At 67.3% G+C, this 25,029-nt stretch carries 24 protein-coding genes; 14 read left to right on the top strand and 10 right to left on the bottom strand.

Annotated elements, in window-relative coordinates; all coding sequences use genetic code 11:
- Nucleotides 1-4: 4 nt before the first annotated feature.
- The 13 genes from AB4099_RS11345 (at nt 5) to AB4099_RS11285 (ending at nt 15,323) form a co-directional block, all read left to right on the top strand.
- Nucleotides 5-907, top strand: a complete 903-nt coding sequence (locus AB4099_RS11345; protein WP_113517917.1) for a branched-chain amino acid ABC transporter permease — start codon at nt 5-7, stop codon at nt 905-907.
- Nucleotide 908: 1 nt separating this feature from the next.
- A complete protein-coding gene (locus AB4099_RS11340; RefSeq protein WP_113517918.1) occupies nt 909-1,907 on the top strand; it encodes a branched-chain amino acid ABC transporter permease in 999 nt (332 codons plus the stop codon).
- Entirely contained in the window at nt 1,904-2,692 is a 789-nt protein-coding gene (locus AB4099_RS11335) for an SDR family NAD(P)-dependent oxidoreductase (RefSeq protein WP_441478146.1), read from the top strand. Before AB4099_RS11340 ends, AB4099_RS11335 begins: the two co-directional genes overlap by 4 nt.
- A complete protein-coding gene (locus tag AB4099_RS11330) occupies nt 2,685-3,437 on the top strand; it encodes an ABC transporter ATP-binding protein (protein WP_441478145.1) in 753 nt (250 codons plus the stop codon). The genes AB4099_RS11335 and AB4099_RS11330 overlap by 8 nt, the downstream gene beginning before the upstream one ends.
- Nucleotides 3,434-4,165 carry an ABC transporter ATP-binding protein gene (locus AB4099_RS11325; RefSeq protein WP_113517921.1) on the top strand — a complete coding sequence of 244 codons (732 nt, stop codon included), beginning with the start codon at nt 3,434-3,436 and terminating at the stop codon, nt 4,163-4,165. The genes AB4099_RS11330 and AB4099_RS11325 overlap by 4 nt, the downstream gene beginning before the upstream one ends.
- An 18-nt stretch (nt 4,166-4,183) precedes the next feature.
- On the top strand, nt 4,184-5,542 hold the full coding sequence (locus AB4099_RS11320; RefSeq protein ID WP_441478144.1) for an MmgE/PrpD family protein: 1,359 nt from the start codon (nt 4,184-4,186) through the stop codon (nt 5,540-5,542).
- A 136-nt stretch (nt 5,543-5,678) separates the two neighbouring features.
- Nucleotides 5,679-6,692, top strand: a complete 1,014-nt coding sequence (locus AB4099_RS11315; protein WP_441478143.1) for a thiamine pyrophosphate-dependent dehydrogenase E1 component subunit alpha — start codon at nt 5,679-5,681, stop codon at nt 6,690-6,692.
- A complete protein-coding gene (locus tag AB4099_RS11310) occupies nt 6,692-7,666 on the top strand; it encodes an alpha-ketoacid dehydrogenase subunit beta (RefSeq protein ID WP_113517924.1) in 975 nt (324 codons plus the stop codon). The genes AB4099_RS11315 and AB4099_RS11310 overlap by 1 nt, the downstream gene beginning before the upstream one ends.
- 17 nt (nt 7,667-7,683) lie before the next feature.
- Nucleotides 7,684-8,466, top strand: a complete 783-nt coding sequence (locus AB4099_RS11305; protein ID WP_441478142.1) for an enoyl-CoA hydratase/isomerase family protein — start codon at nt 7,684-7,686, stop codon at nt 8,464-8,466.
- A 2-nt stretch (nt 8,467-8,468) separates the two neighbouring features.
- Nucleotides 8,469-9,695 (top strand): dihydrolipoamide acetyltransferase family protein, encoded by a 1,227-nt coding sequence (locus tag AB4099_RS11300; RefSeq protein ID WP_441478141.1) that lies wholly within the window; start codon nt 8,469-8,471, stop codon nt 9,693-9,695.
- Entirely contained in the window at nt 9,692-10,864 is a 1,173-nt protein-coding gene (locus tag AB4099_RS11295) for an acyl-CoA dehydrogenase family protein (RefSeq protein WP_441478140.1), read from the top strand. The genes AB4099_RS11300 and AB4099_RS11295 overlap by 4 nt, the downstream gene beginning before the upstream one ends.
- Nucleotides 10,865-11,182: 318 nt before the next feature.
- Nucleotides 11,183-13,873, top strand: a complete 2,691-nt coding sequence (locus tag AB4099_RS11290; protein ID WP_441478139.1) for an AMP-binding protein — start codon at nt 11,183-11,185, stop codon at nt 13,871-13,873.
- A gap of 424 nt (nt 13,874-14,297) precedes the next feature.
- Nucleotides 14,298-15,323, top strand: a complete 1,026-nt coding sequence (locus AB4099_RS11285; protein WP_441478138.1) for an aldo/keto reductase — start codon at nt 14,298-14,300, stop codon at nt 15,321-15,323.
- Nucleotides 15,324-15,408: 85 nt separating this feature from the next.
- Here the strand turns inward: AB4099_RS11285 and AB4099_RS11280 are convergent, their stop codons facing one another.
- The 3 genes from AB4099_RS11280 to AB4099_RS11270 form a co-directional block, all read right to left on the bottom strand.
- Nucleotides 15,409-16,395, bottom strand: a complete 987-nt coding sequence (locus AB4099_RS11280; protein ID WP_441478137.1) for a Bug family tripartite tricarboxylate transporter substrate binding protein — start codon at nt 16,393-16,395, stop codon at nt 15,409-15,411.
- 43 nt (nt 16,396-16,438) lie between these two features.
- Nucleotides 16,439-17,209 carry a class II aldolase/adducin family protein gene (locus AB4099_RS11275; protein WP_441478136.1) on the bottom strand — a complete coding sequence of 257 codons (771 nt, stop codon included), beginning with the start codon at nt 17,207-17,209 and terminating at the stop codon, nt 16,439-16,441.
- Nucleotides 17,210-17,313: 104 nt separating this feature from the next.
- The gene (locus AB4099_RS11270; RefSeq protein ID WP_441478135.1) at nt 17,314-18,240 is read right to left on the bottom strand and encodes a LysR family transcriptional regulator; all 927 of its coding nucleotides are present in this window, start codon (nt 18,238-18,240) and stop codon (nt 17,314-17,316) included.
- 152 nt (nt 18,241-18,392) lie between these two features.
- Between AB4099_RS11270 and AB4099_RS11265 the strand changes: the two genes are divergently transcribed.
- Nucleotides 18,393-18,980 (top strand): LysE family translocator, encoded by a 588-nt coding sequence (locus tag AB4099_RS11265; RefSeq protein WP_441478134.1) that lies wholly within the window; start codon nt 18,393-18,395, stop codon nt 18,978-18,980.
- A 47-nt stretch (nt 18,981-19,027) separates the two neighbouring features.
- On the opposite strand, the gene AB4099_RS11260 is transcribed toward AB4099_RS11265, so the two are convergent.
- The 7 genes from AB4099_RS11260 to AB4099_RS11230 all read right to left on the bottom strand — a co-directional run bounded on the left by AB4099_RS11260 (nt 19,028) and on the right by AB4099_RS11230 (nt 24,999).
- Entirely contained in the window at nt 19,028-20,374 is a 1,347-nt protein-coding gene (locus AB4099_RS11260) for an aminotransferase class I/II-fold pyridoxal phosphate-dependent enzyme (RefSeq protein ID WP_441478133.1), read from the bottom strand.
- A 223-nt stretch (nt 20,375-20,597) separates the two neighbouring features.
- Nucleotides 20,598-21,305: a class I SAM-dependent methyltransferase gene (locus tag AB4099_RS11255; RefSeq protein ID WP_441478132.1), complete on the bottom strand. Its 708-nt coding sequence runs from the start codon at nt 21,303-21,305 to the stop codon at nt 20,598-20,600.
- Nucleotides 21,295-21,759, bottom strand: a complete 465-nt coding sequence (locus AB4099_RS11250) for an Rrf2 family transcriptional regulator (RefSeq protein ID WP_441478131.1) — start codon at nt 21,757-21,759, stop codon at nt 21,295-21,297. Before AB4099_RS11250 ends, AB4099_RS11255 begins: the two co-directional genes overlap by 11 nt.
- A gap of 333 nt (nt 21,760-22,092) precedes the next feature.
- Nucleotides 22,093-22,482: a type II toxin-antitoxin system VapC family toxin gene (locus AB4099_RS11245; RefSeq protein ID WP_441478130.1), complete on the bottom strand. Its 390-nt coding sequence runs from the start codon at nt 22,480-22,482 to the stop codon at nt 22,093-22,095.
- Complete coding sequence (locus tag AB4099_RS11240; RefSeq protein WP_113517937.1) at nt 22,469-22,744, bottom strand: AbrB/MazE/SpoVT family DNA-binding domain-containing protein; 276 nt, start codon at nt 22,742-22,744, stop codon at nt 22,469-22,471. Before AB4099_RS11240 ends, AB4099_RS11245 begins: the two co-directional genes overlap by 14 nt.
- Nucleotides 22,745-22,949: 205 nt before the next feature.
- Complete coding sequence (locus tag AB4099_RS11235) at nt 22,950-23,423, bottom strand: VOC family protein (protein WP_441478457.1); 474 nt, start codon at nt 23,421-23,423, stop codon at nt 22,950-22,952.
- A 178-nt stretch (nt 23,424-23,601) separates the two neighbouring features.
- Entirely contained in the window at nt 23,602-24,999 is a 1,398-nt protein-coding gene (locus tag AB4099_RS11230) for a metal-dependent hydrolase family protein (RefSeq protein WP_441478456.1), read from the bottom strand.
- Nucleotides 25,000-25,029: the final 30 nt, after the last annotated feature.

The following is a 25,029-nucleotide window of genomic DNA, read 5'->3' as shown; positions in this document are numbered from 1 at the left end:
CGCGATGGATCTCAACGCCCTGACGGACTGCCTGTCCTCGTCATCCTGCCTCGTGACGCAGGCGACGAGCGGCTTCATTATCGGGATGCTGCTCTTCCTCGTCGCGGTCGGGCTGACGCTGATCTTCGGCGTGATGAAGATCGTGAACTTCAGCCACGGCGCCTTCTACATGATCGGCGCCTATCTCGCGATGACGGTGTTCCAGGCGACGCAGAGCTACGCGCTCGCGCTGCTCGGCGCCGCGGTCGGGACCTGCCTGATCGGGATCGTCATCGAGCGCTTCTTCATGCAGCGCATCTATGGCGGCAACGTCCTGATGCAACTGCTCGTCTGCTATGCGCTGGTGCTGATCCTCGACGATCTCGTGCGGATCGTCTGGGGGCCGGAATTCCGCGCCATGGGCATGCCGCCGGCCTTCCAGGTGCCGCCGCTCTTCATCATGGGCGGGGTCGTCCCGCCCTTCTATCTCTTCCTGATCGCCGCTGCCCTGCTGATGGCGGGCGTGCTCGGCCTGGCCATCGCGAAGACGCGGATCGGCAAGACGATCCGCGCGGCTGCTCACAACCCGGCCATGGTCTCCGTGCTGGGCATCAATACCGGGCTGCTCTTCACGGCCCTGTTTGCGCTCGGCTGCCTGCTCGCAGGCCTCGCCGGCGGGCTTGCCGCGCCTGTCCGTTCGCTGACGCCCGGCATGGGCTTCTCGATCCTGATCGAGTCCTTCATCGTCACGGTGATCGGCGGCATGGGCTCGATCATGGGCGCGCTGGTCGGCGCGATCCTGATCGGGCTGATCAGGGCCTTTGGCGCGCTCGGCTTTCCGCTCTTCACCGAGGCTCTGATGTATCTTTGCATGGCGCTCGTCCTCATCGTGAAGCCGACCGGCCTGTTCGGACGCGAGGCGGCCTGAGATGACCCGTCCAGCCCTCCGCGACGCCGCGCTCGCCCTTGCCGGTTTCCTCGTCCTGGCCATCCTGCCGCTCATCACCAGCAGCAGCGCGCTGATCGATTTCGTCATCCGCTGCGCCGCGCTCGGCCTGTTTGCGACCTCGCTCAACCTGCTCGTCGGCTATGGCGGCATGGTGTCCTTCGGCCATGGCCTGTTCTTCGGCATGGGCGCCTACAGCTTCGGCATCCTGATGCAGCGCACCGGCATGCCGATCCCGCTCGCCGTGCTGCTGACGCTTTGCATCTCGGCGCTGGTCGCGCTCGTCGTCGGCGCGATCTGCGTGCGGCTGAAGGAGATCTATTTCGCCTTCGTGACGCTGGCCTTCCAGATGCTGGTCCACAGCATGATCATCGCCTGGGTGCCGGTCACCGGAGGCGACCAGGGCCTGCGCGGCGGCATCCCGCGCCCGGCCTTCCTCGGCATCAACCTCTCCGACCAGAAGCAGCTCTATCTGTTCAGCGCCGCGCTGCTGGTGCTCGGGCTCCTGGCGATGCGGCACATCGTGTCCTCGCCCTTCGGCTATGCGCTGCGCATGGTCCGCGACAACGCCACCCGCGCCGGCTTTCTCGGCATCAATGTCTACCGCACGAGGCTGACCGCCTTCGTTCTCGCCGGCGCCTTCGCCAGCCTCGGCGGCGTGATCATGAGCCTGTTCGTCTCGGGCGCCTATCCCGAGTTCGCCTTCTGGACGATGTCGGGCGAGGCCGTCTTCATCGTCATGCTCGGCGGCACGGCAAACTTCCTCGGGCCGCTGGTCGGAACCGGAATCCTGCTGCTGCTGAACGATTTCGTCACGCGCACGGCCGAGCATCACGGGCTCGTGCTCGGCTCGGTGATCCTGCTCTTCGCGCTCGGCCTGCGCAAAGGCCTGCTGGATTTCGTGATGGAATGGCTGGCGGCGCGGCGCACGCGCGATGCCGCCACGCCTGCGCCCGTCGCAGTCAAGGGGACGTCGACATGACCGAGAAGACCATCGCCGTCGTCACCGGGGGCGCCAGCGGCATCGGCGCCGCCTGCTGCCGCGAACTGGCCAGGCGCGGTGCCCGGATCGTGGTCCTCGACCGCGACCTGGCGCTGGCGGAAAGCGTTGCCGCCGAACTCGGCGGGCACGCCGTCCAGGGCGATGTCGGCGACGAGGAGGGGCTGCGGCGCGTCGCGGCGCGGATCGAGGCCGAGATCGGCCCGGTCGGCATCCTCGTCAACAGCGCCGGTGTGCTGCAGCCGCCGCTGCGGCCGACCGAGCTGCCGATGGCGGTCTGGGACCATGTCATCCATATCGACCAGCGCGGGACCTATCTGGCCTGCGTCGTCTTCGGCGCCGCGATGCTGTCGCGTCGCGCCGGCAGCATCGTCAATATCGCCTCGATCACCGGCTCGCGCTCGGTCCCGCTGCACGCCTATGCGCCGGCCAAGGCCGCAGTCATCGCGATCACGCGCGGGCTCGCCGCCGAATGGGGGCCAGCCCAGGTCCGCGTCAACTGCGTCTCGCCGGGCTATACCCGCACGCCGGCATTGCAGGCCGCGATCGACAAGGGCGAGCGCGACATCACCAACCTCGTCGGCAGCGCAGCGCTCGGCCGCCTGGTCGAGCCCGACGAGGTCGCGCGCGTCGTCGCCTTCCTGGCCTCGCCCGATGCGTCCGCGATGACGGGCATCGACGTCCCCGTCGACTGCGGCTGGCTCGCGGGCACCTCCTGGCACAGCTATGGCGGCTTCCGTGATCCGGGAAACGGCAGCGATGCTTGAGATCCGCAATCTGGTGAAGGCCTTTGGCGGGGTGCGCGCGACCGACGACGTCACGCTGACCTTCGAGACCGCCTCGCTGACCGCGATCATCGGGCCGAACGGCGCGGGAAAGAGCACCTTCTTCAACCAGCTCTCGGGGGCGATCCGGCCCGATAGCGGCGAGATCCGGCTGGATGGCCAGAACCTCGTCGGATTGAGCATCGGCGAGATCGTGCGGCGCGGGGTCGGGCGGGCCTTCCAGGTCGCGAGCATCTTCCCGTCGCTGACGGTCGAGGAAACCCTGCTGGCCGCGGTCTCCGCACATCACCGCCATGCGGGCCGCCTCGGCACGCGTTTCCCGCTCGCCTCGACGCGCGCCCATGCCGGACATTGCGTCGCGATGGTCGGGCTTCACGACAAGCGCCACATCCTCTCGGCCAATCTCTCGCATGGCGACCAGAAGCTGCTCGATATCGCGCTTGCCCTGGTGCTCGAGCCGCGCGTGCTCCTGCTCGACGAGCCGACTGCCGGCATGGGCCCCGAGGAGCGCTGGCGCGTCATCGACAAGGTCCATGAGCTCTGGGAACGGCAGAAAATGACCGTGGTCTTCATCGAGCACGACATGGACATCGTCTTCAAGATCGCCCCGTCGATCCGCGTCCTGAGCTATGGCCGGGTTCTGGCGGAGGGCACCCCGCAGCAGATCCGGACCAACCCGGCCGTGGTCGAGGCCTATCTCGGCAGCGAGCATGAGGTGGCGGCATGAGCGGCGGTTCCGTCACCAGCCCTGCGGTCATCGAGCTGTCCGGCGTCGACGTCTTCTATGGGGCGAGCCAGATCCTGTTCGGCGTCGGTTTTTCCGTCGAGCAGGGCCAGACCATGGCGCTGCTCGGCCGCAATGGCGCCGGCAAGAGCACGACGATGAAGGCAATCGCCGGTCTTGCCCCGCCGCGGCGCGGCAGCGTGCGCCTGAACGGCGCCGAGACGACGCGCCAGAAGCCGCACCGCATCGCCTGCGCCGGGCTCGGTTTCGTGCCCGAGGACAGGCAGGTCTTTCCACAGCACAGCGTCGAGGACAACCTGCTGATCGCGGCGAAGAAGGGCCCCGATGGGCGGGACGAGTGGAACCTCGAACGCATCTACGAGGTGTTTCCGCTGCTCGTGCCCCTGCGCCAGCGCATGGCCGGGCGCCTCTCTGGCGGTGAGCAGCAGATGCTCGCGATCGCCCGCATGCTGATGGGCAACCCCTCGGTGCTGCTGCTGGACGAGCCCAGCGAAGGCCTCGCGCCCATCATCGTGCAGCGCATCGGCGAGCTGATCCGCACGCTGCGCCAGACCGGCGTCACGATCCTGATCGCCGAGCAGAACATGCATTTCTGCCTCGGCCTCGCCACCGACGCGACCGTGATCGACAAGGGCCAGATCGTCTTCAAGGGCTCGATCGCGGCCCTGAAGGCGAATGCCGACATCCGCCAGCGTTATCTCGCGCTCTGATCGCCCAGGAGATTGCTCGTGCCGACGCTCACCCGCGAGATCGCCCGTTTTGTCGTGCAGCTGCGCGCGGAAACCCTGCCGCCCGAGGTTGTGGCCAAGGCCCGCTCCTGCCTCGTCAATGCGCTCGGCATGGCGGTCAACGGCTTCGACACGCCCTATGCGCCGGTGGCCCGCAAGGCCGCCCTGGCGCTCGATGGCGAGATTGCCCACGGGGCGACCCTGCTCGGCGATGGCAGGCGCAGCACGATCGGCGCTGCCTGCCTCGCCAATGCGGCGCTGTTCCATGGCCGGGCCCAGGAGGATACCTCCGGGGCGGCGCATTTCGGCACGATCCTGATCCCGATGCTGCTGGCGATGATCGAGGCCAGGGCCTATCCGCTTGCAAGGCTGCTTCCGGCGCTGGTCGCGGGCTACGAGGCTGGCGGCCTGCTGGAGCAGGCCTTCGCCGGGCGCACGACGCCGGCCGGGTTCCGCTCCTCTGCGACCTATGGCGCCGTTGCGGCTGCGGCTGCGGCCGGCGCGCTGATGGAGCTTGACGAGGCGACGCTTGCGGCAGCGCTGGCCAATGCCGTCTCGTTCACCGGCGGCGTCCTGCAATCCTTTGCCGACGGCACCGACGAATGGCGCTATCAGGTCGGCATCGTCGCCCGCAACGGCCTGGCCGCCGCCGAGCTTGCCGCGGCCGGCTCGGTCTCCGCGCCGCATGCCGTGGAGGGCAGGGCGGGGCTCGCGCGCAGCTTTGCCGGCGTGGAGGCGCCGGCCGGTCTCGCCGCCAGCCTTGGTCGCGACTGGGCGATCCTGCGCGTCACCTTCAAGCCTTTTCCGGTCTGCGCCTTCAACCAGACGCCGGTCACCGGTGCGCTCGCCCTGCGCGAGGGGCTGGCCGGCAGGCCGCTCGCGGCGGTGCGCGTGCGGATGAACCCCTATGAGACCGGTTATGCCGGCATGGATGCAACCGGCCCGTTCAGCTCGATTTCAGGCACCTTGATGAGCATTCCGTTCTGCATCGCTACGACCCTGGTCCACGGCGCGCCGAGCACGCGGCAGATGACGACCTATGACGATGCCGCGGTGAATGCGCTGGTCGAGAGGATCGCGCTCGTCACCGATCCCGGCGTGCCGGTGCTCAGCGCAGTGCTCGAGGCCGACACGCTGGACGGCGAGACCCTGATCCATGAGCAGAGGATGACGCCCGCCGACTATGCCTTCGATCGCGCGACCTTGCGCGAATTGCTCGGTCGCATCGGCAGCGAGCAGGGGCTGCCGCGATCCCTGTTCGAACGGATCGAGGCCGTCGTCGATGCCCTGCCGCATGGCGCCATCGCGGATGTCGTCGGGCTCTTCTCGGAGATCGAAGGCCGGCGCCGGGCAGCGTAACGGCCTGCCGTGATCCACTTGGCGTGACCCGCCTTGCATCAACGTCCTGGTATCGAAGGAGTCGAACTCTCAAAAAATGAATTATGACTCATAAATCATTTTATGCTAGATGCGACTCCTGGGGATTGAGAGCTTCATGACAGAACCATTGGACCCTTCCGCCGCGCCGGCCGGCCACAACGCCGACCACGGGCTGCTCGCGCTCTATCGTTCGCTGGTGCTGATCCGCTGCAGCGAAGAGCGGCTGAGCGCGATGTTCGCCGATGGCGAGGTGCCGGGCTTCATCCATCTCAGCATCGGCCAGGAGGCGGTGTCGGTTGGGGTCATGGCGGCCCTGACGGCGCAGGATACGATCGCCTCGACCCATCGCGGCCACGGCCATGCCATTGCCAAGGGGCTTTCGCTCGACGGTTTCTTCGCGGAACTGCTGGCCAGGGATACCGGGCTCTGCCGCGGCCGCGGCGGCTCGATGCATGTCGCCGACATGTCGGTCGGCATGCTTGGCGCCAACGGCATTGTCGGGGCCGGGCTCTCGATCGCGCTCGGCAGCGCGCTGGCGCATCGGACGCAGAAGAGCGGCGCGGTCGCGGTCGCCTTCTTCGGTGACGGGGCGCTGGCCGAAGGGCTCGTGCATGAATGCCTGAACATGGCGGCGCTCTGGCGGCTGCCGATGCTTTTCGTCTGCGAGAACAACGGCTGGGGCGAATTCCTGCCGACCTCGAAGCAGCTCTCCTTCGCATTGAAGGATCTGGCCGCCGCCTACCGGATCCCGCATGTCCTGGTCGACGGCAACGACGTCGCCGCCGTTGCCGAGGCCGCCGCGCGGATCGTGCCTGAGGTCAGGGCGGACGGCCCGCGCATCATCGAATGCATGACGACGCGGGTGCGCGGCCATTTCGAGGGCGATGCCCAGAAATACCGTGATGCCGACGACCTCGCGGCGCTGAGCGAACGCGATCCGCTGCGGATCACCGCGACGCAGCTGGTGCGGGCCGGCATCGCCGAGGACGCCCTGGCCCGCATCACCGAAGAGGTCAAGGCGCGCATTCATGCCGCGGTCGAGGCGGCGCGCGCGGCACCTGGCCCTGGTTTCGAGGCCGCGCTCGCGGATGTCTACACAGCGGCGCCAGCCGGGATGGAGGCACGCTGATGCCGGAGCTTCGTTATCTCAAGGCGATCAACCTCGCTTTGGCCGACGCGATGGCGGCCGACCCGTCCGTCATCCTGATCGGCGAGGATGTCTCCGAGGCCGGCGGCGCCTTCGGAGCCAGCCGCGGCCTGCGCGAGCGCTTCGGTGCCGAGCGCATTGTCGATACGCCGATCTCCGAGGCGGCGATCGCGGGCGCCGCCGTGGGAGCCGCGCTTAGCGGCCTCAGGCCGGTCGTCGAGATCATGTTCATGGATTTCACCACGCTGGTCATGGACGCGATGGTGAACCAGGCGGCGAAGGCACGCTTCATGTTCGGCGGCCAGAGCTCAGTGCCGATGGTGCTGCGCACGCCGCATGGCGGCGGCCTAGGCGCCGGCCCCCAGCATTCGCAATGCCTGGAGGCCTGGTTCGCCCATGTGCCGGGGCTGAAGGTCGTTTGCCCCTCCGATCCGGCCAGCGCCTATGGCCTGCTGCGCGCCGCGATCGCCGATCCCGACCCGGTCGTCTTCGTCGAGAACAAGGCGCTCTACGCCATGAAGGCCGAAGTGCCGGCCGAGCTGCCGATCATCCCGCTGGGCCAGGCGGCGACGCTGCGCGAGGGCAGGGATGTCAGCATCATTGCCTATGGCGCCGCCGTCCACACGGCCCTGGCCGCTGCCTCCCAGCTCGCGGGAGAAGGCGTCGAGGCCGAAATCCTGGACCTGCGCAGCATCCAGCCCTGGGACGAGCAGGCCGTCCTGCGCTCGCTCGCCAAGACCCATCGCCTCGTCGTGGTGCACGAGGCCGTCGAGGCCTTCGGCGTCGGCGCCGAGATCGTCGCCCGTATGGCCGATATCGGCTTCGACGAACTCGACGGGCCGATCGTACGGGTCGGCGCCCCCTTCATGCCGGTGCCGTTCTCCAAGGGCTTGGAGACGGCCTACCTGCCTTCCGCCGAGCGGGTGGTGCAAGCCGTGCGCCGCACACTCGCCTGAGACCGAGAGGAACGCCCGTGTCCGACAGCATTCTCTATGAGCGCCGTGACGCCACCGCCCTGATCACGATCAACCGGCCAGCGACGCTGAACGCGCTCGACATGGCGACGCTTGCGGCGCTTGACGAGGCCGTGGGCCGGGCCGGGGCCGATCCGCTGGTCAAGGTCGTCGTCCTGACCGGAGCCGGCGAGCGCGCTTTCGTCGCCGGCGGCGATATCGCCGATCTCGATAGCCGCCAGGGCTTGCCGCATTATCTCGAGCTCGGCGAGCGGCTGCACAGCGTCTTCCGCCGCATCGAGACGCTGGACAAGCCGACGATCGCCGCGGTGAACGGCTGGGCGCTGGGCGGCGGCACCGAATTGCTGCTCTGCCTCGACATTCGCCTTGCCGCCAGCTCCGCCAAATTCGGCCTGCCCGAGATCAATCTCGGCCTGTTCCCCGGCGCGGGCGGCTCGCAGCGACTGATCCGGCAGATTCCGCTGTGCCGGGCGAAGGAGCTGATGTTCACCGGCGGACGCATCGATGCGGCCGAGGCTGAGCGGCTCGGCCTGATCAACCGCGTCGTGCCCGATGCCGAACTGCTCGACCAGGCGCTGGCACTGGCGGCCAGCATCGCGACCAAGTCCCCGCTCGTCCTGAAGCTCCTGAAGCGCACGCTCAATGACGGTGCGGATATGCCGCTGCCTTCGGCGCTGCGCCATGAGCAGGCGATGATCGGCCTCGTGCTCGATTCCGCCGATGCACATGAAGGCTGCCAGGCCTTCCTGCAGAAGCGCCAAGCCAGCTTCCGGGGCGTGTGACCATGTCGAGCGCCGCTCCCATCGTGATGCCCAAGCTCGGCCTGACCATGACCGAGGGCCTGCTCGCGTCCTGGCGCGTCTGTCCGGGCGACAGGGTTGCGGCCGGCGACATCCTGTTCATCGTCGAGACCGAGAAGATCGCCACCGAGATCGAGGCCCAGCAGGCGGGCCACATCGGCGAAATCCTGATCCCGGAAGGCGAGACGGTCCCTGTCGGCGCCGTGCTCGCGACCTGGGCCGGCACCGCTTCCGCCGCCGGGGCGCAGAAGGCCGCAGCTCCGGAGATGACCACGGCCAAGCCTGAGCCGGTGCCTGTGCCGGCCCCGGTTGCCGGGGACCGCGTGATCGCGACGCCGCTGGCGCGGCGCATCGCCCGCCGGCATGGCCTGGATCTGTCCTTGGTCGCAGGCTCCGGCCCACGCGGCAGGATCAAGCAGGCCGATGTCCAGGCGGCCCTGGCCGCGACCATCGCACCGACCGAGACGAGCGTCCGACCGACCCCGGCCGCGCGAGCGACGTCCGACCGGCGACGCCCCGCCAGCACGATGGAAAAGATCGTCGCGCGCCGGCTGACCCTGTCGAAGCAGACGATCCCGCATTTCTACGTTCATGCCGAAGCCGATATTTCGGGGCTGCTGGGCCTGCGCGAGGAGTTGAACGGCAGCAGTGGGCACACGCGCCTGAGCATCACGCATTTCATCATGGCGGCCGTTGGCCGGGCCCTGGTCGAGATGCCGGCCTGCAACCTGCTCTGGGCCGAGGACGAGATCATCGAGCTCGCCAGTCCGGATGTTGGGCTCGCGGTCGACAGCGAGCGCGGCCTGCTCGTGCCGGTGCTCCGCGAGGCCGGCCACCTGAGCCTGGATGCGGTCGCAGACGGGTGTGGCGATCTCGTGGCCCGCGCGCGCTCCGGACGCCTGGCGAGCGCCGAGCTCGAGGGCGGCGCCATCTCGGTCTCCAATGTCGGCATGTTCGGCGCCTCGCATCTCGTGCCGATCATCAATCCCGGCCAGTCGGCCATTCTCGGGGTCGCGGCGCAGAAGCCGGTCTTCCGGCCGGATGCGAACGGCCTGCCGTGCCTGCGGCGCGAGGTCGGTCTCGTTCTCTCCTGCGACCACCGCGTGCTCGACGGCGTGCGGGCGGCGCGCTTCCTCGATCACATCGTCAACACCCTTGAAAACCCGTTGCGGCTGCTGCGCCAGCGCGCGGCGGAGCGGAGGCCAGCATGAATTTCGACCGCAGCGACGAGCAACAGATGCTGGCGGAAACCGCGCGGCGGGTGGGCGAGAAATTCGGCCTGGACTACTGGCGCGAGCTCGACGCGAAGAAGGAATTTCCCAGCGCCGTCTGGCGCGAGATCTGCGCGGCCGGGCTCTGCGGCATCGCGATCCCGGAGGAGTATGGCGGCGCCAGCCTCGGCATGGCCGAGGTCGCGATCGCGGTCGAGAACCTCTGCGCGGCGGCCGGCGGGTCGACGCTGAGCCAGATGTTCATGTGCAATCCGGTCTTTGGCGGGGTGACCATCAGCCGGTTCGGCACCGAGGCGATGAAGCGCGAGCTCCTACCGGCGCTGGTGGCGGGCGACGCGCTGTTCGCGATGGCGCTGACCGAGCCGGATGCCGGCACGAATTCGCTCGCGCTCAAGACCTTCGCGCGGGCCGACGGCAATGGCTGGCGCCTCAACGGCCAGAAGATCTGGATCACCGCGGTGCCCCAGGCGACGAAGATGCTGGTCGTCGCTCGCACCCGCAAGCTGGAGGAGGTCGGCCGCAAGACCGACGGCATCAGCCTCTTCCTCATCGATGTCGACAGGGCGGGGCTGACCCATCAGGCAATCGAGAAGGTCGGCACCCACACCTTGCCCTCCAGCGCCGTGTTCTTCGAGGATGTGCGCGTCGAGGGGCATGAGCTCGTCGGCACGCTCGATGGCGGCTTTCGCGAATTGCTCGACGTGCTGAACACCGAGCGCATCGTCACCACGGCCGGGCTGGTCGGCACGGCGGAACTCGCGATCCGCCTCGCAGCCGACTATGCCCGCGAACGCAAGATCTTCAACGGCGCGGCGATCGGTTCCTATCAGGGCATCCAGTTCCCACTCGCCGAGGCGCATATCCAGCTGGAATGCGCCAGGCTGATGAACCAGAAGGCGGCGGCGCTCTACGATCAGGGCAAGCCCTATGGCAGCGAGGCCAATATGGCCAAATGGCTTGCCGGCCACGCCGCGGGGCTGGCGACGGACCGCGCCATCCAGACGCTGGGCGGCATGGGCTATGCGAAGGAATACCATGTCGAGCGGCTTTGGCGCGACGCGCGGCTGTTCCGCGTCGCACCGGTCTCGGAGGAGATGATCCTCAACTACGTCGCCCAGCATGACCTGGGGCTGCCACGCTCCTACTAGGGGCGCTGTGCGCTGATGCGATGCGGGCTGTCCGGCCAGCGCTGGCAGCCAGCGGCGTGGCGCCTGGCGGGCCAGCCGATGCGAAAGCCGGGGAGGCGACGCTCCAGAACAGGGCTTCAGGCGAGTATCCCCCCGCCAGCAGGCCCCTGCCGGGTTCATTCGTTCTGACGATGCCGTTGCCGCAGCGGCAACGCAGAATGCGGCAGAACTCGGTCAATAATGGGGGCAATGTTGGAAGCGATCGGGCGCCGACGTTCAGAAGGTTCGCCTTCTCATGCCGTGCAGTCCACTCCAGATGATGGGAGGCCGCAGGATGGTATGACCGTCCGAAACAGCGTCCTCGACCATGCGACCTGGGCAGGGGCATCGACGTACACCCTCGACAGGGATGGCCCCACCCACCATCCATTCGTCGAGATGAGCGACGATTTTTCGGACGCACCGGCGTTCGAACATCTGGAACGGGTGGTCCAGAAGCACGCAGACAAGGTCGCGCTCAGTGACGGTACGACATCGCTGACCTTTCTGCGGTTGTTGCACGCGGTTCAGATCCTCGCCGCCGTCATCGCCGATGCGGTCCCGCCCGGAGAGACGGTCGGACTGCTTCTCGGCAACGCCCTCTGGTACCCGGTGGCCATGCTGGCCGCCATGCGCGCCGGCAGGCCCGCGGTGCCGCTCAATCCGCGGGACCCGGTGCCGCGCCTGGCGGCCATTGCGGCGGATGCGCGCCTGAAGGCTATCGTGAAGGTCGGCCCTGGCGAACCGCAGGACTGGCCGGATTGGGTGGGGCTACGATGGATCGACCCGGCGCAATGTCTCGCGGAGGCGCCGCCTGGCAGGGTCCCGCTGTCGTCGTCCGCGATCTCCGTCGATGCGCCGGCCATCGTTCTCTACACATCGGGCAGCACCGGAACGCCCAAGGGTGTCGTCAACAGCCAGCGCGCGCTCCTCCAGCGCGTTCAGCAATATGTAAACGCCGGCCATATCGGCCCCGATGATGTCTTCATGCCGCTGACCGGGCCTGCGACCATCGCGGGATGCCGTGAAATGATGACCCCGATGCTCTGCGGCGCGACATTGTATCTTCTGGATGTCGAGAGCGCCGGCATCCGCGCCGTTCGCGAGCATTTCCGGACATGGGGGGTGACGGTCGCCTATCTCGTGCCGGCCTTGTTGCGCGTCTTGATGAATGGCGCTCAGCCCGACACGTTTGCCTCGCTCCGCGTTGTGCGGGTCGGCGGCGAAAGGGTGCTCTGGGCCGATATCGATCGTCTCCGCCAGGCGGTGCCGGAGACCTGCTTTATCCAGATCAGCTATTTGTCGACCGAGAGTACGGGAACACAGTGGTTCCTGCCCAGGGACTATCCCGAACAGGGTGCAACGGTTCCGGTCGGTTTCGTGCTGCCCGGTGTCGACTATGCCGTGGTGGATGAGAACGGAGACCCGGTCGCTCCAGGGCAGGAGGGCGAACTGCTGGTCCGCAGCAGCTACGTCGCCCTTGGCTATTGGGAACGCGGCAGAAATCTCCCGCTTCAGGGGAGCTCGCTCGATCCTCAGCTTCGGCTCTTCGCAACGGGCGATCTCGTCACAGTGGACGAAACCGGCTTGCTGCGGGTCGTTGGACGCAAAGGGCGCCAGATCAAGATCAATGGACGGCGGGTCGAGCCGGCCGAACTCGAGCTTGTCCTGCGGCGCGCGCCCGGCATCCGCGATGCCGTCGCGGTCGTGACGGACGGAAACGAACTGGTGGCCTTTGTCGTTCCCGCCGAACAGGCAGGCACGGACCTGATTCGAGAATTGCGCGCGCTGATCAGGCGGTCGCTGCCGGCCGCCGTCCATCCGACGCGACTGCATAGTCTTGCCGAATTGCCACGGCTTCGGGGCGGTAAGATCGACAGCATCGGACTGCGGGAGCTGGATGGCGCGCTACGCCCGCCCCAGGGCAGCCAGCAGGACATCCAGGATGCGCCAGAGGCCCGGCAGGTCGGAAACCCTCATGCTGTCGAGGCGATGGTCGGGACCATTTGGGAACGGATCCTCCAGGGCAAAGGAGAGGCAGGCCGCCGCTGGGATGAGGCGGGCGGCGACTCCCTGAAGCTGCTGCAATTCGTCATGGAACTCGAGGAAGCCCTTGAGCGGGAACTCGATCTGGACCTGTTCACCATCGACATGAGTTTTGCCGATATCGTCAGGGCAGCGTCTGGCGACGAGGACGCGAGACATCCGCCTGTCCCTTCCGACACGCGGCCTGTCCTGTTCATCGTGCCGGGGTCGATCGGCTACGGCCCAAGCCTTGCTGCCTTCGGGCTGGAGATGGGCAAGGTCGCCCGGGTTGTCGCCGTGCGCTACGAGAACCTGAGGGACCTGCTGGCCGGACGGGGAACGATACCCCGGATGGTCGATGCCGTTGTCGACCAGATCAACCACGCCCAGCCGGAAGGCAATGTGAAGCTCATCGGTTACTCCCTGGGCGGTGGCGTCGCCTTCGAGGTTGCTTCCAGGCTTGTTGCCGCGGGCCGTTCGGTCACCTTCCTGGGAATCCTGGACACCAATATCGGCCCCGGGCACCACAGCTACGCTGAGACGGTTGCTCGCACGGTGCAGCGCATCCGGGCGCACCGCGTGACCATCGATCGCATGATGTTGCGGGCCGTCGCGAAGATCTTTGCCCGTTTCGGCGCGGAGGCCCGGCTCGCCAGCGGAATCGAGAGGGTGAAATGGGAGATCCTCGCCCGGCCACGCTTCATTCTGCGCCTTGAGCTCGAGGAAGTGCTGCGCATGCGCGCCTTCGACGACTGGCTCGGGCAGCCGAAGGCCGCGCTGCCGATCGCCGCCACCCTGTTTCGATGCCGACGGCCCGGCGTTCCGTCAGATCTGGGCTGGCACGAGCTCTTCGCCGATCTGAACGTGGTTCCGATCGTCGGCGGGCATCTCGATATGCTGATTGAACCGCATCTCGCCCAAAACCGCCCCTTGATCGAGCACGCCTTCCTGGCGAGCGGCGAATAAGGCAACCTCCGGTGGACGTTTCCCTCGGCAATGGCGGCGTTCTCCAGGTATCGGCGCAGGCGAGGCATCCCGGCCTCAGGTGGGTGCCGTAGAGCATGAGGCGCAGCCTGATGCCGGGTGCAACCTCGCCCAGCCGCGCCACGATCACCGGCACCAGCACCTAAAGCATCGGCCCGGAAAGCAGATTGCGGTTTTCGGAAAGGCCGATGCAAACACAAAGGGTTAGATCATCGGCCCGGATACGATTTCTTGTCCGATGATCTAGCTGTTCGGTGCGATGGGCACGAGCCGCTACGCCTGTGCCGGATCGAAATCCTGTACCATGCGAGGGTCGCCGACCTCGCGGACCGCTGCCCGCTCTTGCTCGATGCCCTGCGGGTTGCCTGAGTGAAGCGACCGGGCATTCCAACGAAAGGATCAGACCATGTCACTCAAGGGTATTCTTCCGGGCAAGCTCGGCTTCGGCGCCGCCCCGCTTGGAAACATGTTCCGCGACATTCCCGAGCAGGAGGCGCTCGCAACGGTCGAGGCTGCCTGGAAGGACGGCATCCGCTATTTCGATAACGCTCCCTTTTACGGGGCCGGCCTCGCCGAAATCCGCATGGGCGAGGCGCTCAATGGCCGACCGCGCGACGAATACGTCATCAGCACCAAGGTCGGCCGCGTCATCCTCGACGAGATCGAGGATGTCAGTGCGCGAGATCTCGGCGAGAAGGGCGAGGTCTTCAAGCACGGCCGCCCCAACAGGATCGTGAACGACTATTCCGAGGCCGCCACATTGCGGTCCATCGAGGACAGCCTGAAGCGACTGAAGACCGATCGCATCGAGATCGCCTGGGTCCATGATGTCGCCCAGGATTTCTACGGCGACGAATGGCTCGGCGTGTTCGAGTCGGCGCGCAAGGGCGCCTTCATGGCCCTCGACCGGCTGCGCGACGAAGGCGTGATCAAGGGCTGGGGCCTTGGTGTCAACCGGGTGGAGCCGATCGAGCTGCTGCTCGGGCTCGACGGTCCGCGCCCAGACGGCTTCCTGCTGGCGGGACGCTACACGCTGCTCGACCATGCGCGCGCCCTCCAGCGCGTGATGCCGCTGGTCACCGAGCGCGGGCTCGGCATTGTCGTCGGCGGCCCCTACAGCTCCGGTGCCCTGGTCGGCGGCCCGAACTTCGAATACGCACCGATGACGGCGGAGATCCGCGCCAAGGTCGCGCACATCAAGGCCATCGCCGACCGCCACGGCGTCAGCATGAAGGCGGCCGGTCTGCAGTTTTCGCTGGCCAATCCCGCGGTCGCGGCGGTGATCCCCGGTGCCAGCCAGCCGAGCCGCATCGCCGAAGACCGGGCTGCGCTGCAGGAGGTGGTGCCTGCGGCGTTCTGGCGGGAGCTGCGGGAGGCCGGCCTGGTCCATGCCGACGCGCCCTTGCCCGACGCGCCATTGCCCGGCGCGTAGTAACCGGCGGATCGCTAGTCATGTGCCTCGCGCTTGAGAAGCGCATGTCGGGAAGCCGACGCCTGCCGTCCCGCCGATGAAACGTCTATTCCGTGACCTTGATGTCCAGTTCGCGGATCAGCCGGCCGAAACGTTCGATGTCCCCGTTGACCAGGCGCGCCATGTCCTCGGGCGAACCGGGAGCGGGGTCGAGCCCGCTGGCGGCGAGCCTTGTCGCGATTTCGGGAGCCATGATCGCGCGCGCGGCCGCCGCATTCAGGCGCTCAACGATCGACGCTGGAGTCGCGGCGGGGGCTACGAGGCCGAAGAAATTCGGGATCAGGGGATCATCGGAGAGGCCGAGTTCCGTCATCGTCGGCACCTCGCTCATGTCGCGCAGCCGGCGCGCGTTGCCGACGGCGAGCGCCTTCAGCTTGCCGTCCTGCATCAGGGAGAGCGCGGCCGGCGGCGTGGAGATGGTCAGCGCGACTTCGCCCGTCGCCACCGCGGTGACGGCCGGCGGCGCACCGCGATAGGGCACATGCACCATCTTGACGCCGAGCCTGCGCGCCAGCGCCTCGATGTTGAGATGGGCCATGCTGCCCTTGCCGAAGCTGGCATAGGGCAGCTCGCGTTGCTTGGCGAGGGCGACGAACTCGGCGAAGCTGCCGACGCCGAGCCCGGGATTGACGACCAGCACATAGGGGCCCGTCGCGACCACCCCGACATAGGCAAAGTCCCGTTTGCCATCGAGCGCCTGCTGCGGCATCAGGATCGGGTTGATGCCAAAGACCTCGCGCGGCGCCATCAGCAGCGTGTAGCCGTCAGGCTCCGCCCGCGCGACGGCGGCTGCCCCGACCATGCCGTTGGCGCCGGCCCGGTTCTCGACGACGACCGGCTGGCCGAATTCGAGGCGCAGTTTCTCGGCGACGAGCCGCGCGGCGAGATCGACCGCGCCTCCGGCCGGATAGGGCACGATCAGCAGGATCTGCTTGGTGGGATAGCCGGGCTGGCTCTGGGCGAGCGCCGGCAGGGCGAAGGAGCCTACACCGAGGAGAGCCAGGGCGGCGCGGCGAGACATCGGCTCGGACATGGTGACCTCCCATCCAGTTGTTCGGTGTCGTTGGGGTCGATGATCAGAAAGGCCTGGGCGTGTCGACATGCCGGGTCCATTGCTCCCAGGCGCGGTCCATGGCGAAGGGCGTCAGGTTGAATTCGGCGGCGGAGACCGCTTCGGCGGCAGTCAGGCGGCGAACCGCGCCGAGCTGGGCGGCCTTCAGCTGCACCTCGGCGTTGCGGGCGCCGTAGATCGCCCGAAAGGTCATTTCGCGGAGCGAGCGGCCCGCGACGGTGGCGCCATGGCCGCGCATCAGCACGGTCCAGTTCGCCCCGAGGGCACGCGCAAGCGAATCTCCCTGCGCCTGCGTCGAGACGATCAGGTTCGTGTCGCCGAACTCATCCTGGCTGTCCCAGAGCGGCACGGTTGCGCCCATGGTCGCCCCGAGATGGAAGACGGGAACGAGCGCGGCGTCGCTCGTGCAGAACGGCATCATCGCCGGCGCATGGTGGTGACAGATGGCCTGCACATCCGGACGTGCGCGGTAGATCGCGCCATGGATGCTGCGCTCGGCGAAGATGCGGGCCTGCGTCGCCGAGACGAGGACATCCTCGCGGTCGAAGACCAGCACATCCTCGGGCGTGACCAGCTCGGCCGCGCGCGTTCTCGGCATCAGGTAATGATCCCTGCGATCGGGGTGGCGCGCCGAGACATGCCCAAAACTGTCGACGATGCCTTCCCGGGCGAGAATGCGGCTCGCGAGAACGATCTCGGCGACCATCGCATCGCGCTCCGGGGAACGCTGTTGGAGCGGAACCTCGCCGGTCCCGGCAGGCGCGTTCGACAGCATGGGACGCCCTCGATTGAGATGCGCTGATCTGCGCGGCCGAGGCAGAGTCACACATTCTGCCAGCCGAAATCCAATGCGAAGCGCTTAGGTCAGCGCTAAGCGTTTCACTGTGGCTCGACGGCCGGTAGCGGGTGCCCCAACCCGATCATCGCGGCCGACAGCGTCGTCATCGCCGCAGCAACGGCGTCGCGGATGATCGGGAGCGCGGCAAGCTGCCCGGCCTTCCGGGAGCCGGCGAGGTAAAGCGTGCGTCTGAGAACCGGGGCGACGATCGGGCGGGCCGACAAGGTTCCGGCCGCGACCTCGGCGAGTACGGTGCCATAGGGAAGGATGCCGGCCGCGGACCCGCGGGCGACCAGCGTCTTGATGCCGGAAATCGACCGAACCTCGTGTTCGAGCCTGAGGACGAGCCCATGTTCGGTGGCGGTCTTCTCGACGAGGGAACGCACGCCATCGCGCGGCTCCGGCAGGATGAGGGGGTGGGCGAGAGCCTCGGTGAAGCTGATGGGGGCCGTGTCCCGGTCTCCCGTCGCGGTGACAAGGACGAGGTCTTCCTGGTAGAGGGCGCGCCTCCAGCAGCCGGGTGCGTCCGGAACCTCGTAGGCCAGGATCAGGTCGAGCTCGGCCCGATGCAGGCTGTCGACCAGGAGATGGCTCATCTCTTCGGTCAGGCTGACGGCAAGGTGAGGCGCGCGCTCCGAGATCCGCAGCAGCAGCTCCGGCCCGATGATCTGCATCAGGCTCGGGGTCAGGCCGAAGCGCACGGCCTCGCGCGCGTCCTCGCGCAGTTCGCGGCGCGTCAGCGCGACGAGGTCGAGAATCTCGACGGCGCGCCGGAACAGCTTCTCGCCGGCGGCCGTTGGGGAGACGCCGCGCGAATGGCGCGTCAGCAGCGTGACGCCAAGGCCTTCCTCGAGCTGCTTGATCTGCATGCCGAGCGCCGGTTGCGCGATCCGCAGCTCATCGGCCGCGCGCGTCATATTGGCGGCCTCAACCACGCGGACGAAATAGGTGAGTTGGCGGAGGTTCACGCCGGCTCCGTGATCGGCTGCTTCGGACGGCGAACCCTGCCACGAAGGCGCTTGCTCTGACGAGTCTGCCGCACTTGTGCGGCGGCCTGGGCGGACGTGGGAATCTGATCGAGATCAAGGCGGGCAGGGCCTGCCTGCGGCATCAGTTCGGCATGAGCTTGCTGGCCTTCATTGCGGTCTGTGCCTCGCTTCTGGGGACGCCGGGACCGACCAATACGCTTCTCGCGACCTCGGGCGCGGAGGTCGGCTGGCGTCGCTCCGCTTCCTTGCTCGCAGCCGAGCTCCTCGGCTATCTCCTGGCGATCGCCGTCCTGCGCCTGGGGCTCGGACCGTTCATTGCCTCCCGGCCGATCGTCGCGACAGTTCTTCAGGCTGTCGTGGCGCTCTATCTGGTCTACCTGGCAATGGCACTCTGGCGCCGCAGCAGCCTGCCCCTCGCACAGGGCCGTTCGATCACCTTCGCCCTCGTGTTCCTGACGACGCTGCTCAATCCAAAGGGGCTGATCTTCGCCTTCACCCTTCTGCCCGCCGCCCCGGCAGGGTTTTCGGCGCTGCTGCCGTGGCTCGCCGTGCTCTCGGCGGAGATCGTCGCGATCGGCTTCGGCTGGGTGCTGCTCGGCAGCACGTTGCAGCGCAGCCTGCAGGACCCCGCCAAGGCCAGGCTCGGCTATCGCGCCAGCGCAGCCGTTCTCGGCCTGCTGGCAAGCATGATGGCTGCGCGGTCCCTGGTTTCGCTTTGACGGAGGCCTTCGCGAAAGCTGGCGGCGTGCGCGCTTGGCCCCTGCATTCAGCTCAAGGCAGGTTCAGCCAGCCCGTAAGCCCGGGCATCGTCGAAAGCGGCAAGGGCCTCCTCGTGGGCAAGGGCTCGCTTCCTTGCCGAAACGGCAATCTCGACCATGGAATCGATATGGCTCGCTGCGTGATCGGCCATCACCTGCATGCGCCAGCGACAGGCATTGCGCGCGACCGCCGGATACTCCACCAGATTGACGATTCCGCCGTCCTCAGCCGCGTATCTCGTCATGAGCCGTGAGACCGAGGCATTCCCGAGGATGACGGGCACGAGCGCGCTCGGCTGACCCAGGACCAGGAAGTCCTCGGCGGCGAGCCTGTCACGGAGCAGAACGGCATTGGACATGAGGCGAGCCCGCCGCTCGTCGCCTTCGGGGCTGTCGATGATCGAGAGCGCGGCGTCGATGACGGCCGCCTGGATCGGTGTCATCGCATTGGTGAAGGTCGAAGGCCCGCAACTCGACCGCACCGCGAACTTCAGGCTTTCCTCGTTGCAGGCGACAAACCCGCCTGGTGACGCGAATGTCTTGGAGAACGACCCCATCAGGATGTCCACCTTGCCCACCATGTCCTGGGCCTGGAGGATACCGCGCCCGCGCTCGCCGAGGGCGCCGAGATCATGCGCGCAATCGACGAGCAATGTCGCTCCATAATCCCGGCAAAGAGCCTGGAGCGCGGCGATGTCGGGAGTATCGCTGTCCATCGAGAACAAGGTCTCGGTGACAACCAGAATGCCGGCCCTCGGATCGTTTTCGCGAATCCGCTTCAGGCGTTTCTCGACGGCTGCGGTCGATAGATGAGCGAAACGGCTGACATTCGCCGTTGCCGCCCTCGCTCCCTCCTGCAGGCAGGCATGGGCGAGGATATCGATGACGACATGATCGGTCTCGCGAACGAGCGTCTTGATCACGCCGTAGCCCGCGGCCCATCCGATCGGAAAGAGGGTACAGAACTTATAGCCAAGGTGGCTGGCGACACGCGCTTCCAGTCCAACCGAGAGCGACGTGTTCCCCATGAGGGCCGCGGATCCGGCGCTATGAACTCCAAACCGCTCGATCGCTTGGTTTGCAGCGTGGACGATCGCCGGATGACATGCGAGGGACAGATAGTCCTGGCTTGCGAAATTGACCCCGGCGATCGGCGTTCCGTCGCGGAGAAGGCCTTCCACATTCGGACCGACGGGCCCTGTCACCACCTTCTGATAGGGGTCTAGGCCGACGCCTCCGCGCTCCACAAACCACTGGCCTACGGCTTTCCAGCGAGAAACGAGATCGCGTTGATCGGCATCGAAGTGGTCAGCGATCGAGGAGAACCGCACCTCGCGCGAAATGTACTCGGGCATTCGAAATCCAGCGAAACGGTTTGACTTTGGTCGCAGCAGTCTCGGCAAGGGCCGCCGAAATTCATCACCCGCCTGGGGGATGAGCGGCAGGTTTTTGCCATTCATTGCAAGAGCCTGTGGGGACTATGCTGCGCTCGCGTGAATTCGCGGCCGCAGCCGGCAGGCACGAAGCGGCTGTGCTGCCTGAGATGCGGCCGGCAGGAAACGGGCGGCTGCCCGCCCCTCAGGCGTTTGCGATCCAGCCGCGCCAGGTGAAGGCCGCGTAGAACAGGCTGACATTGGCAAAACCGCCGGCCCGCAGGATCGCCTCGTCCTGCTCGGGGCTGAAGCTTTGCAGGCTGGCCGCGACGGCCGCGCGGGCGCGCTGGACCTGCTCGGGGGCAGCGCCCGACGCGATCGGGTAGGCCGCATAGCGATCGAGCCAGGTCTCGCGCTCCTCGGCGCCCTGGGGAAAGCTCGCATGTGCGGCGACGAAGGGCGCGCCGGGGGGCAGCCGGGCGTGGATCGCGCGCACCGTCCGCTCGCGCTCGGGCGCGGCGAGGAAATGCAGCGTCAGCAGGCAGGTCGCCGCGTCGAAGGGCCCGGCCGGCGCATCGTCGATATAGCCCTCGACCAGCGTGACCCTGTCCATCAGCGGCCCGAGCGTGCGTTCGGCGAGGCGCAGCATCTCGGCTGCCGGATCGACGCCGACGAAGCTCCAGCCCGGATGCGCCTCTGCAAGCGCGCGGATCTCGCTGCCACCGCCGGCCCCAAGCACCAGCACTTTTGCGTCGTCGGGGGCGCTTTCTGCAAGCAGCAGGCCGGTCATCCGGTGCAGGGCGTCGAGACCGGGCACGAAGCGTCGCGGCCCCTCGGCATAGCGCGAGACCGCTTCGGGATCGGAAAAGTTCTTCAGGAAGGGCTCTTCGCGAGCCGCGCGTTCAGTCGACACAGCTGGATTCTCCGGGCTGGAGCGGCGCGCGCTGCGCCAGGCGTTCACGGAAATCCGCGCTCAAGGCTGCGAGCGTCACGGTCTCGAACGAGGCCAGCAACAGGGTCTCCGCCTCGCGCATGCTGCCATCGAGCGCCGCATTGACCGCCTGCTCGACGGCGCAGGCCGGCGCCTCGCTGCGGTTGCCGATGGCGAAGAGGGCGGGCGAGCCGATGCCGTCATAGATGTCGCGCAAGGTGATCTCGCCGAGGTCGCGGGCGATGGTCCAACCGCCGCCATGGCCCTTCTCGGAGCGGACATAGCCCTGGTCGCGCAAGCCCGACATGATCCGGCGGATCACCACGGGATTGGTCCGCATCATCCGCGCCAGCGCCTCCGAGGTCACCGGGCTGTTCTGGTCCGCCATGTGCAGCAGCACGTGCAGCACCCCGGACAATCGACTGTCGCGATTCATGTAACTTCATATGTTGCATGATGAGGATGGCGTCAAGCGGCACGGGAGCGCTGGGCAGGGGCGTCGTCCCTACGGCCGTGCCGAACCGCTGACTGTCAGGCCGAGCCGTGGCGGGGAAACGAGAAGCTCAGCGGCGTCAACTGCGGCATCGTGGCCGGCTATGGCGCTGGCCGGGCGCAGCAGAAGGTCGTAAGGCAGTCGGGCCGCTCGCTCCTGGCCTGCTTGGTCAGACCTGCGGCATCCAAGGTCGAGCTCCCCGCGTGAGCTCCCGACGGAAGACGGCTCCGCAGTGATGCGGGGCCGTTTTCGTTTGTGGGCGCGCTGACCTGCCTGTCAGGCTTCTCGCACCTGCCGATAGCCCGCCGCCTTCGCCACTGTGATGAACTTGCGATCGAAGGTCGCGAAACCCTCGCAATGGGCCGACTTGCAGAGATGCAGGGCATCGGCGAAGTCCATGCCGCGCTCAGTCAGATCCAGGGCAGCAGCGACCACCGCGCCGTCTTCGACCGTCACTGTGGGGAGGCCGGCAAAGGCCCTCAAGGCCCGGGTGATATCGGCCGCACCGTACTCATAGGCGCTGCGCAACACCCATTCGACTTCGAGCATCACGGTTTGCGCGACGAAGACCGGCTGTCCATCGATCAGAATGCGCGCGCGCTCTGATTGCTGGGGATGGTCGCCCGTCAGGTAGCGAACGATCAGATTGGTATCAATCGCGAGCATGCCGGCGCTTTGCCTCAGCCAGAACACTCGCCGCCATCTCTTCCAGCGTCTTCGCCCTGCCGACAGGCGGGAGAACGCCAAAGACGTCCTGAGGCTGGGTCTCCGCAAAGGCAGGAGCCGGCTTCAGCAGCACGCCATCGGGTGTCTCTTCGACGATGAGGCGCGTTCCGGGCCCCCATTCGCGCCGCTGGCGAATAGAGCTGGGCAGAATGACCTGGCCCTTCGTGGAGACCGTCGTGGTCAGTTTCGGCGCGCTTGCCATGGTGTCCAATGCCGTGGGTAAGACGATCGTAAGATAATGCCGCGTGGGCTGGCCTTCAAGCGGGATCGCGCCGCCGCGGGATCCGGCATCCCCAAGCTACGCCCGCCGCGCGAGCGCGACGCAGCGTCTCTGGATCTGCGCCGGACACGATCAGGCATTGCGATGGCCGGCGTGGCATATTGGGCGCGCAGCCCCCTTGCGAGCCTCAGCCGTGCCGTGCCGCCTCGATCGCGGCGACATCGATCTTCCGCATCTCCATCATCGCGGTAAAGGCGCGCTTCGCTTCCTCGCCGCCGGCAGCCATGGCCTCGGTCAGCACGCGCGGCGTGATCTGCCAGGAGATGCCCCATTTATCCCGACACCAGCCGCAGGCGCTTTCCTGCCCGCCATTGCCGACGATCGCGTTCCAGTAGCGGTCGGTCTCCTGCTGGTCGTCGGTGGCGATCTGGAACGAGAAGGCTTCGTTATGCTTGAAGGCGGGCCCGCCATTCAGGCCGAGGCAGGGGATGCCGGCGACGGTGAAGTCGACTGTCAGCACGTCGCCCGCCTTGCCGGAGGGGAAATCGGTCGGCGCGCGGTGGATGCCCCCCACCGCGCTGTCCGGAAAGGTCTCGGCGTAGAAGCGGGCGGCCGCTTCCGCGTCCTTGTCGTACCAGAGGCAGATCGTGTTCTTGGCGATGGCCATGGCCTGTCCTTTCGCTGTTCGCAGCCAATTCCGGTCTGGTTTTCCAGGCATACGGAGGCGGTTCAGGGTTCGTCAAAAGTCCCCCACGACCTTGGAATGCGCCGGCCCCATCGGGGTTCCGCCAGCAAGGCAGCAGGAAAGGCCATCGCGGCATCAGGGTCGCGGGAGGCCGTCAGCCCGGCAGCGCATTCTTGTAGATTTTGCCATCCTTCATGATCACGACGAAGGACCGGTGCGGATCAGCGACGAGATTGATGTTCTCGAGCGGATTGCCGTCGACAAGCAGCAGATCGGCCAGGGCGTTTGGCGCAACCACGCCGAGTTTCCCCGGATAGGGGTTGCGCAGGCCGGACAGTTCCAGCAGCCGCGCATTCGTGCCGGTCGCCATGGCCAGGGTCTCGGCGGGGGTGAACCAGCGCGTCCACTTGGCGAGAAGTTCGCCATGCCGCTTCGCGAGCTGCGGCGAAAACAGGATATCGGTCCCGAAGGCGAGCTTGAGCTTGTATTTTTTCGCCAGCTCGAAGGTCTTCTCCGTGCCGGCAAACACCGTATAGGCCTTGGCCCGCTCGCCAGAGCCCGGCGGAAAGGCCTCCGCCATCTCGTCCGGGAAGGCCTGCGTGCTCAGCCAGATGTCCTTTTCCGCGATCAGCCGCGCCGACGCCTCGTCCATCAGGTGACCGTGCTCGATGCATTTCACCCCGACGGAGATCGCGCGCGTGATCGCCGCCGGCGTGTAGGCGTGCACAGTGACATAGGTCCCCCAGTTCTCGGCGGCCTCCACGGCCGCGCGCAGCTCGTCTGCGGTAAAGGTCGAGACATCGAGCGGGCTGAACGGCGAGGCCACGCCGCCGCCTGCCGTCAGCTTGATCTGGGAGGCGCCCTGCATCAGCTGCTCGCGCACGCGCATGCGCACCTCGTCCGGGCTGTCGGCGACCATGCTGCCGCCGACCTGCTCCATCCGCGACAACGAGCCCGACGCCCGCGGCAGGTCGGTCAACTGGCGGAAATCCCCGTGCCCGCTGGTCACCGTGATGACCGCACCGGAGGGATAGATGCGTGGTCCGGGCAGCACGCCGCCATCGATGGCCTGCTTGAGGCCGAATGACGGGCCGCCCATGTCGCGGACCGTGGTGAAGCCGCGCATCAGGGTCTCAGACGCCTCGGCGCCGGCCGTCAGATAATTGAAGCCGAGATTGCCGAAGAGCGATTGCGACGGCGTCGAGCGCACCAGCATCGCGTGCCAGTGCATGTCGGTCAGCCCAGGCATCAGCGTTCGCCCGCCGCCCGCGATGACCATGGTGCCGGGCTCCGCAGGGAGCGGCGCCGCCGAGATGCGCTCGATCAGATTGCCGCGGACGATCACATGCGACGGTGCCGAGAGCCCGCTGCCGGTCCCGTCGAAGATGCGGACGTCCTGGAACAGCGTCGTGCCGGTGCCTGTCGGGGTGCCGACCTGCGCGCGCAGCGGGGATGCCAGGCAAGAGGCCAGAGCCGGAAGAGAGGCGACAAAGCGCCGTCGGGTCAAAAGTGCCACGCTGCAACCTCCCGAAGCCAGATGGGGGAACGCCATGCTCTCAGGTCCAAAGGCGTATCCCAGGAG

Origin of the sequence: Allobosea sp. 2KB_26 (genome assembly GCF_052115715.1) — a bacterium.
In the GTDB taxonomy this organism is placed as follows: Bacteria; Pseudomonadota; Alphaproteobacteria; order Rhizobiales; family Beijerinckiaceae; genus Allobosea.
Note: the sequence above shows the minus strand (reverse complement) of the source record. Positions and strands in the feature narration are given on the sequence as shown.

Excerpts from the sequence above, each read along its gene's own strand:
- AB4099_RS11315 (WP_441478143.1), top strand. The coding sequence starts at position 5,679 with ATGACAGAACCATTGGACCCTTCCGCCGCGCCGGCCGGCCACAACGCC.
- AB4099_RS11290 (WP_441478139.1), top strand. The coding sequence starts at position 11,183 with ATGACCGTCCGAAACAGCGTCCTCGACCATGCGACCTGGGCAGGGGCA.
- AB4099_RS11340 (WP_113517918.1), top strand. The coding sequence starts at position 909 with ATGACCCGTCCAGCCCTCCGCGACGCCGCGCTCGCCCTTGCCGGTTTC.
- AB4099_RS11230 (WP_441478456.1), bottom strand. The coding sequence starts at position 24,999 with ATGGCGTTCCCCCATCTGGCTTCGGGAGGTTGCAGCGTGGCACTTTTG.
- AB4099_RS11280 (WP_441478137.1), bottom strand. The coding sequence starts at position 16,395 with ATGTCCGAGCCGATGTCTCGCCGCGCCGCCCTGGCTCTCCTCGGTGTA.
- AB4099_RS11300 (WP_441478141.1), top strand. The coding sequence starts at position 8,469 with ATGTCGAGCGCCGCTCCCATCGTGATGCCCAAGCTCGGCCTGACCATG.
- AB4099_RS11265 (WP_441478134.1), top strand. The coding sequence starts at position 18,393 with ATGAGCTTGCTGGCCTTCATTGCGGTCTGTGCCTCGCTTCTGGGGACG.
- AB4099_RS11310 (WP_113517924.1), top strand. The coding sequence starts at position 6,692 with ATGCCGGAGCTTCGTTATCTCAAGGCGATCAACCTCGCTTTGGCCGAC.
- AB4099_RS11335 (WP_441478146.1), top strand. The coding sequence starts at position 1,904 with ATGACCGAGAAGACCATCGCCGTCGTCACCGGGGGCGCCAGCGGCATC.
- AB4099_RS11325 (WP_113517921.1), top strand. The coding sequence starts at position 3,434 with ATGAGCGGCGGTTCCGTCACCAGCCCTGCGGTCATCGAGCTGTCCGGC.
- AB4099_RS11330 (WP_441478145.1), top strand. The coding sequence starts at position 2,685 with ATGCTTGAGATCCGCAATCTGGTGAAGGCCTTTGGCGGGGTGCGCGCG.
- AB4099_RS11285 (WP_441478138.1), top strand. The coding sequence starts at position 14,298 with ATGTCACTCAAGGGTATTCTTCCGGGCAAGCTCGGCTTCGGCGCCGCC.
- AB4099_RS11245 (WP_441478130.1), bottom strand. The coding sequence starts at position 22,482 with ATGCTCGCGATTGATACCAATCTGATCGTTCGCTACCTGACGGGCGAC.
- AB4099_RS11250 (WP_441478131.1), bottom strand. The coding sequence starts at position 21,759 with ATGAATCGCGACAGTCGATTGTCCGGGGTGCTGCACGTGCTGCTGCAC.
- AB4099_RS11275 (WP_441478136.1), bottom strand. The coding sequence starts at position 17,209 with ATGCTGTCGAACGCGCCTGCCGGGACCGGCGAGGTTCCGCTCCAACAG.
- AB4099_RS11240 (WP_113517937.1), bottom strand. The coding sequence starts at position 22,744 with ATGGCAAGCGCGCCGAAACTGACCACGACGGTCTCCACGAAGGGCCAG.
- AB4099_RS11345 (WP_113517917.1), top strand. The coding sequence starts at position 5 with ATGGATCTCAACGCCCTGACGGACTGCCTGTCCTCGTCATCCTGCCTC.
- AB4099_RS11260 (WP_441478133.1), bottom strand. The coding sequence starts at position 20,374 with ATGCCCGAGTACATTTCGCGCGAGGTGCGGTTCTCCTCGATCGCTGAC.
- AB4099_RS11295 (WP_441478140.1), top strand. The coding sequence starts at position 9,692 with ATGAATTTCGACCGCAGCGACGAGCAACAGATGCTGGCGGAAACCGCG.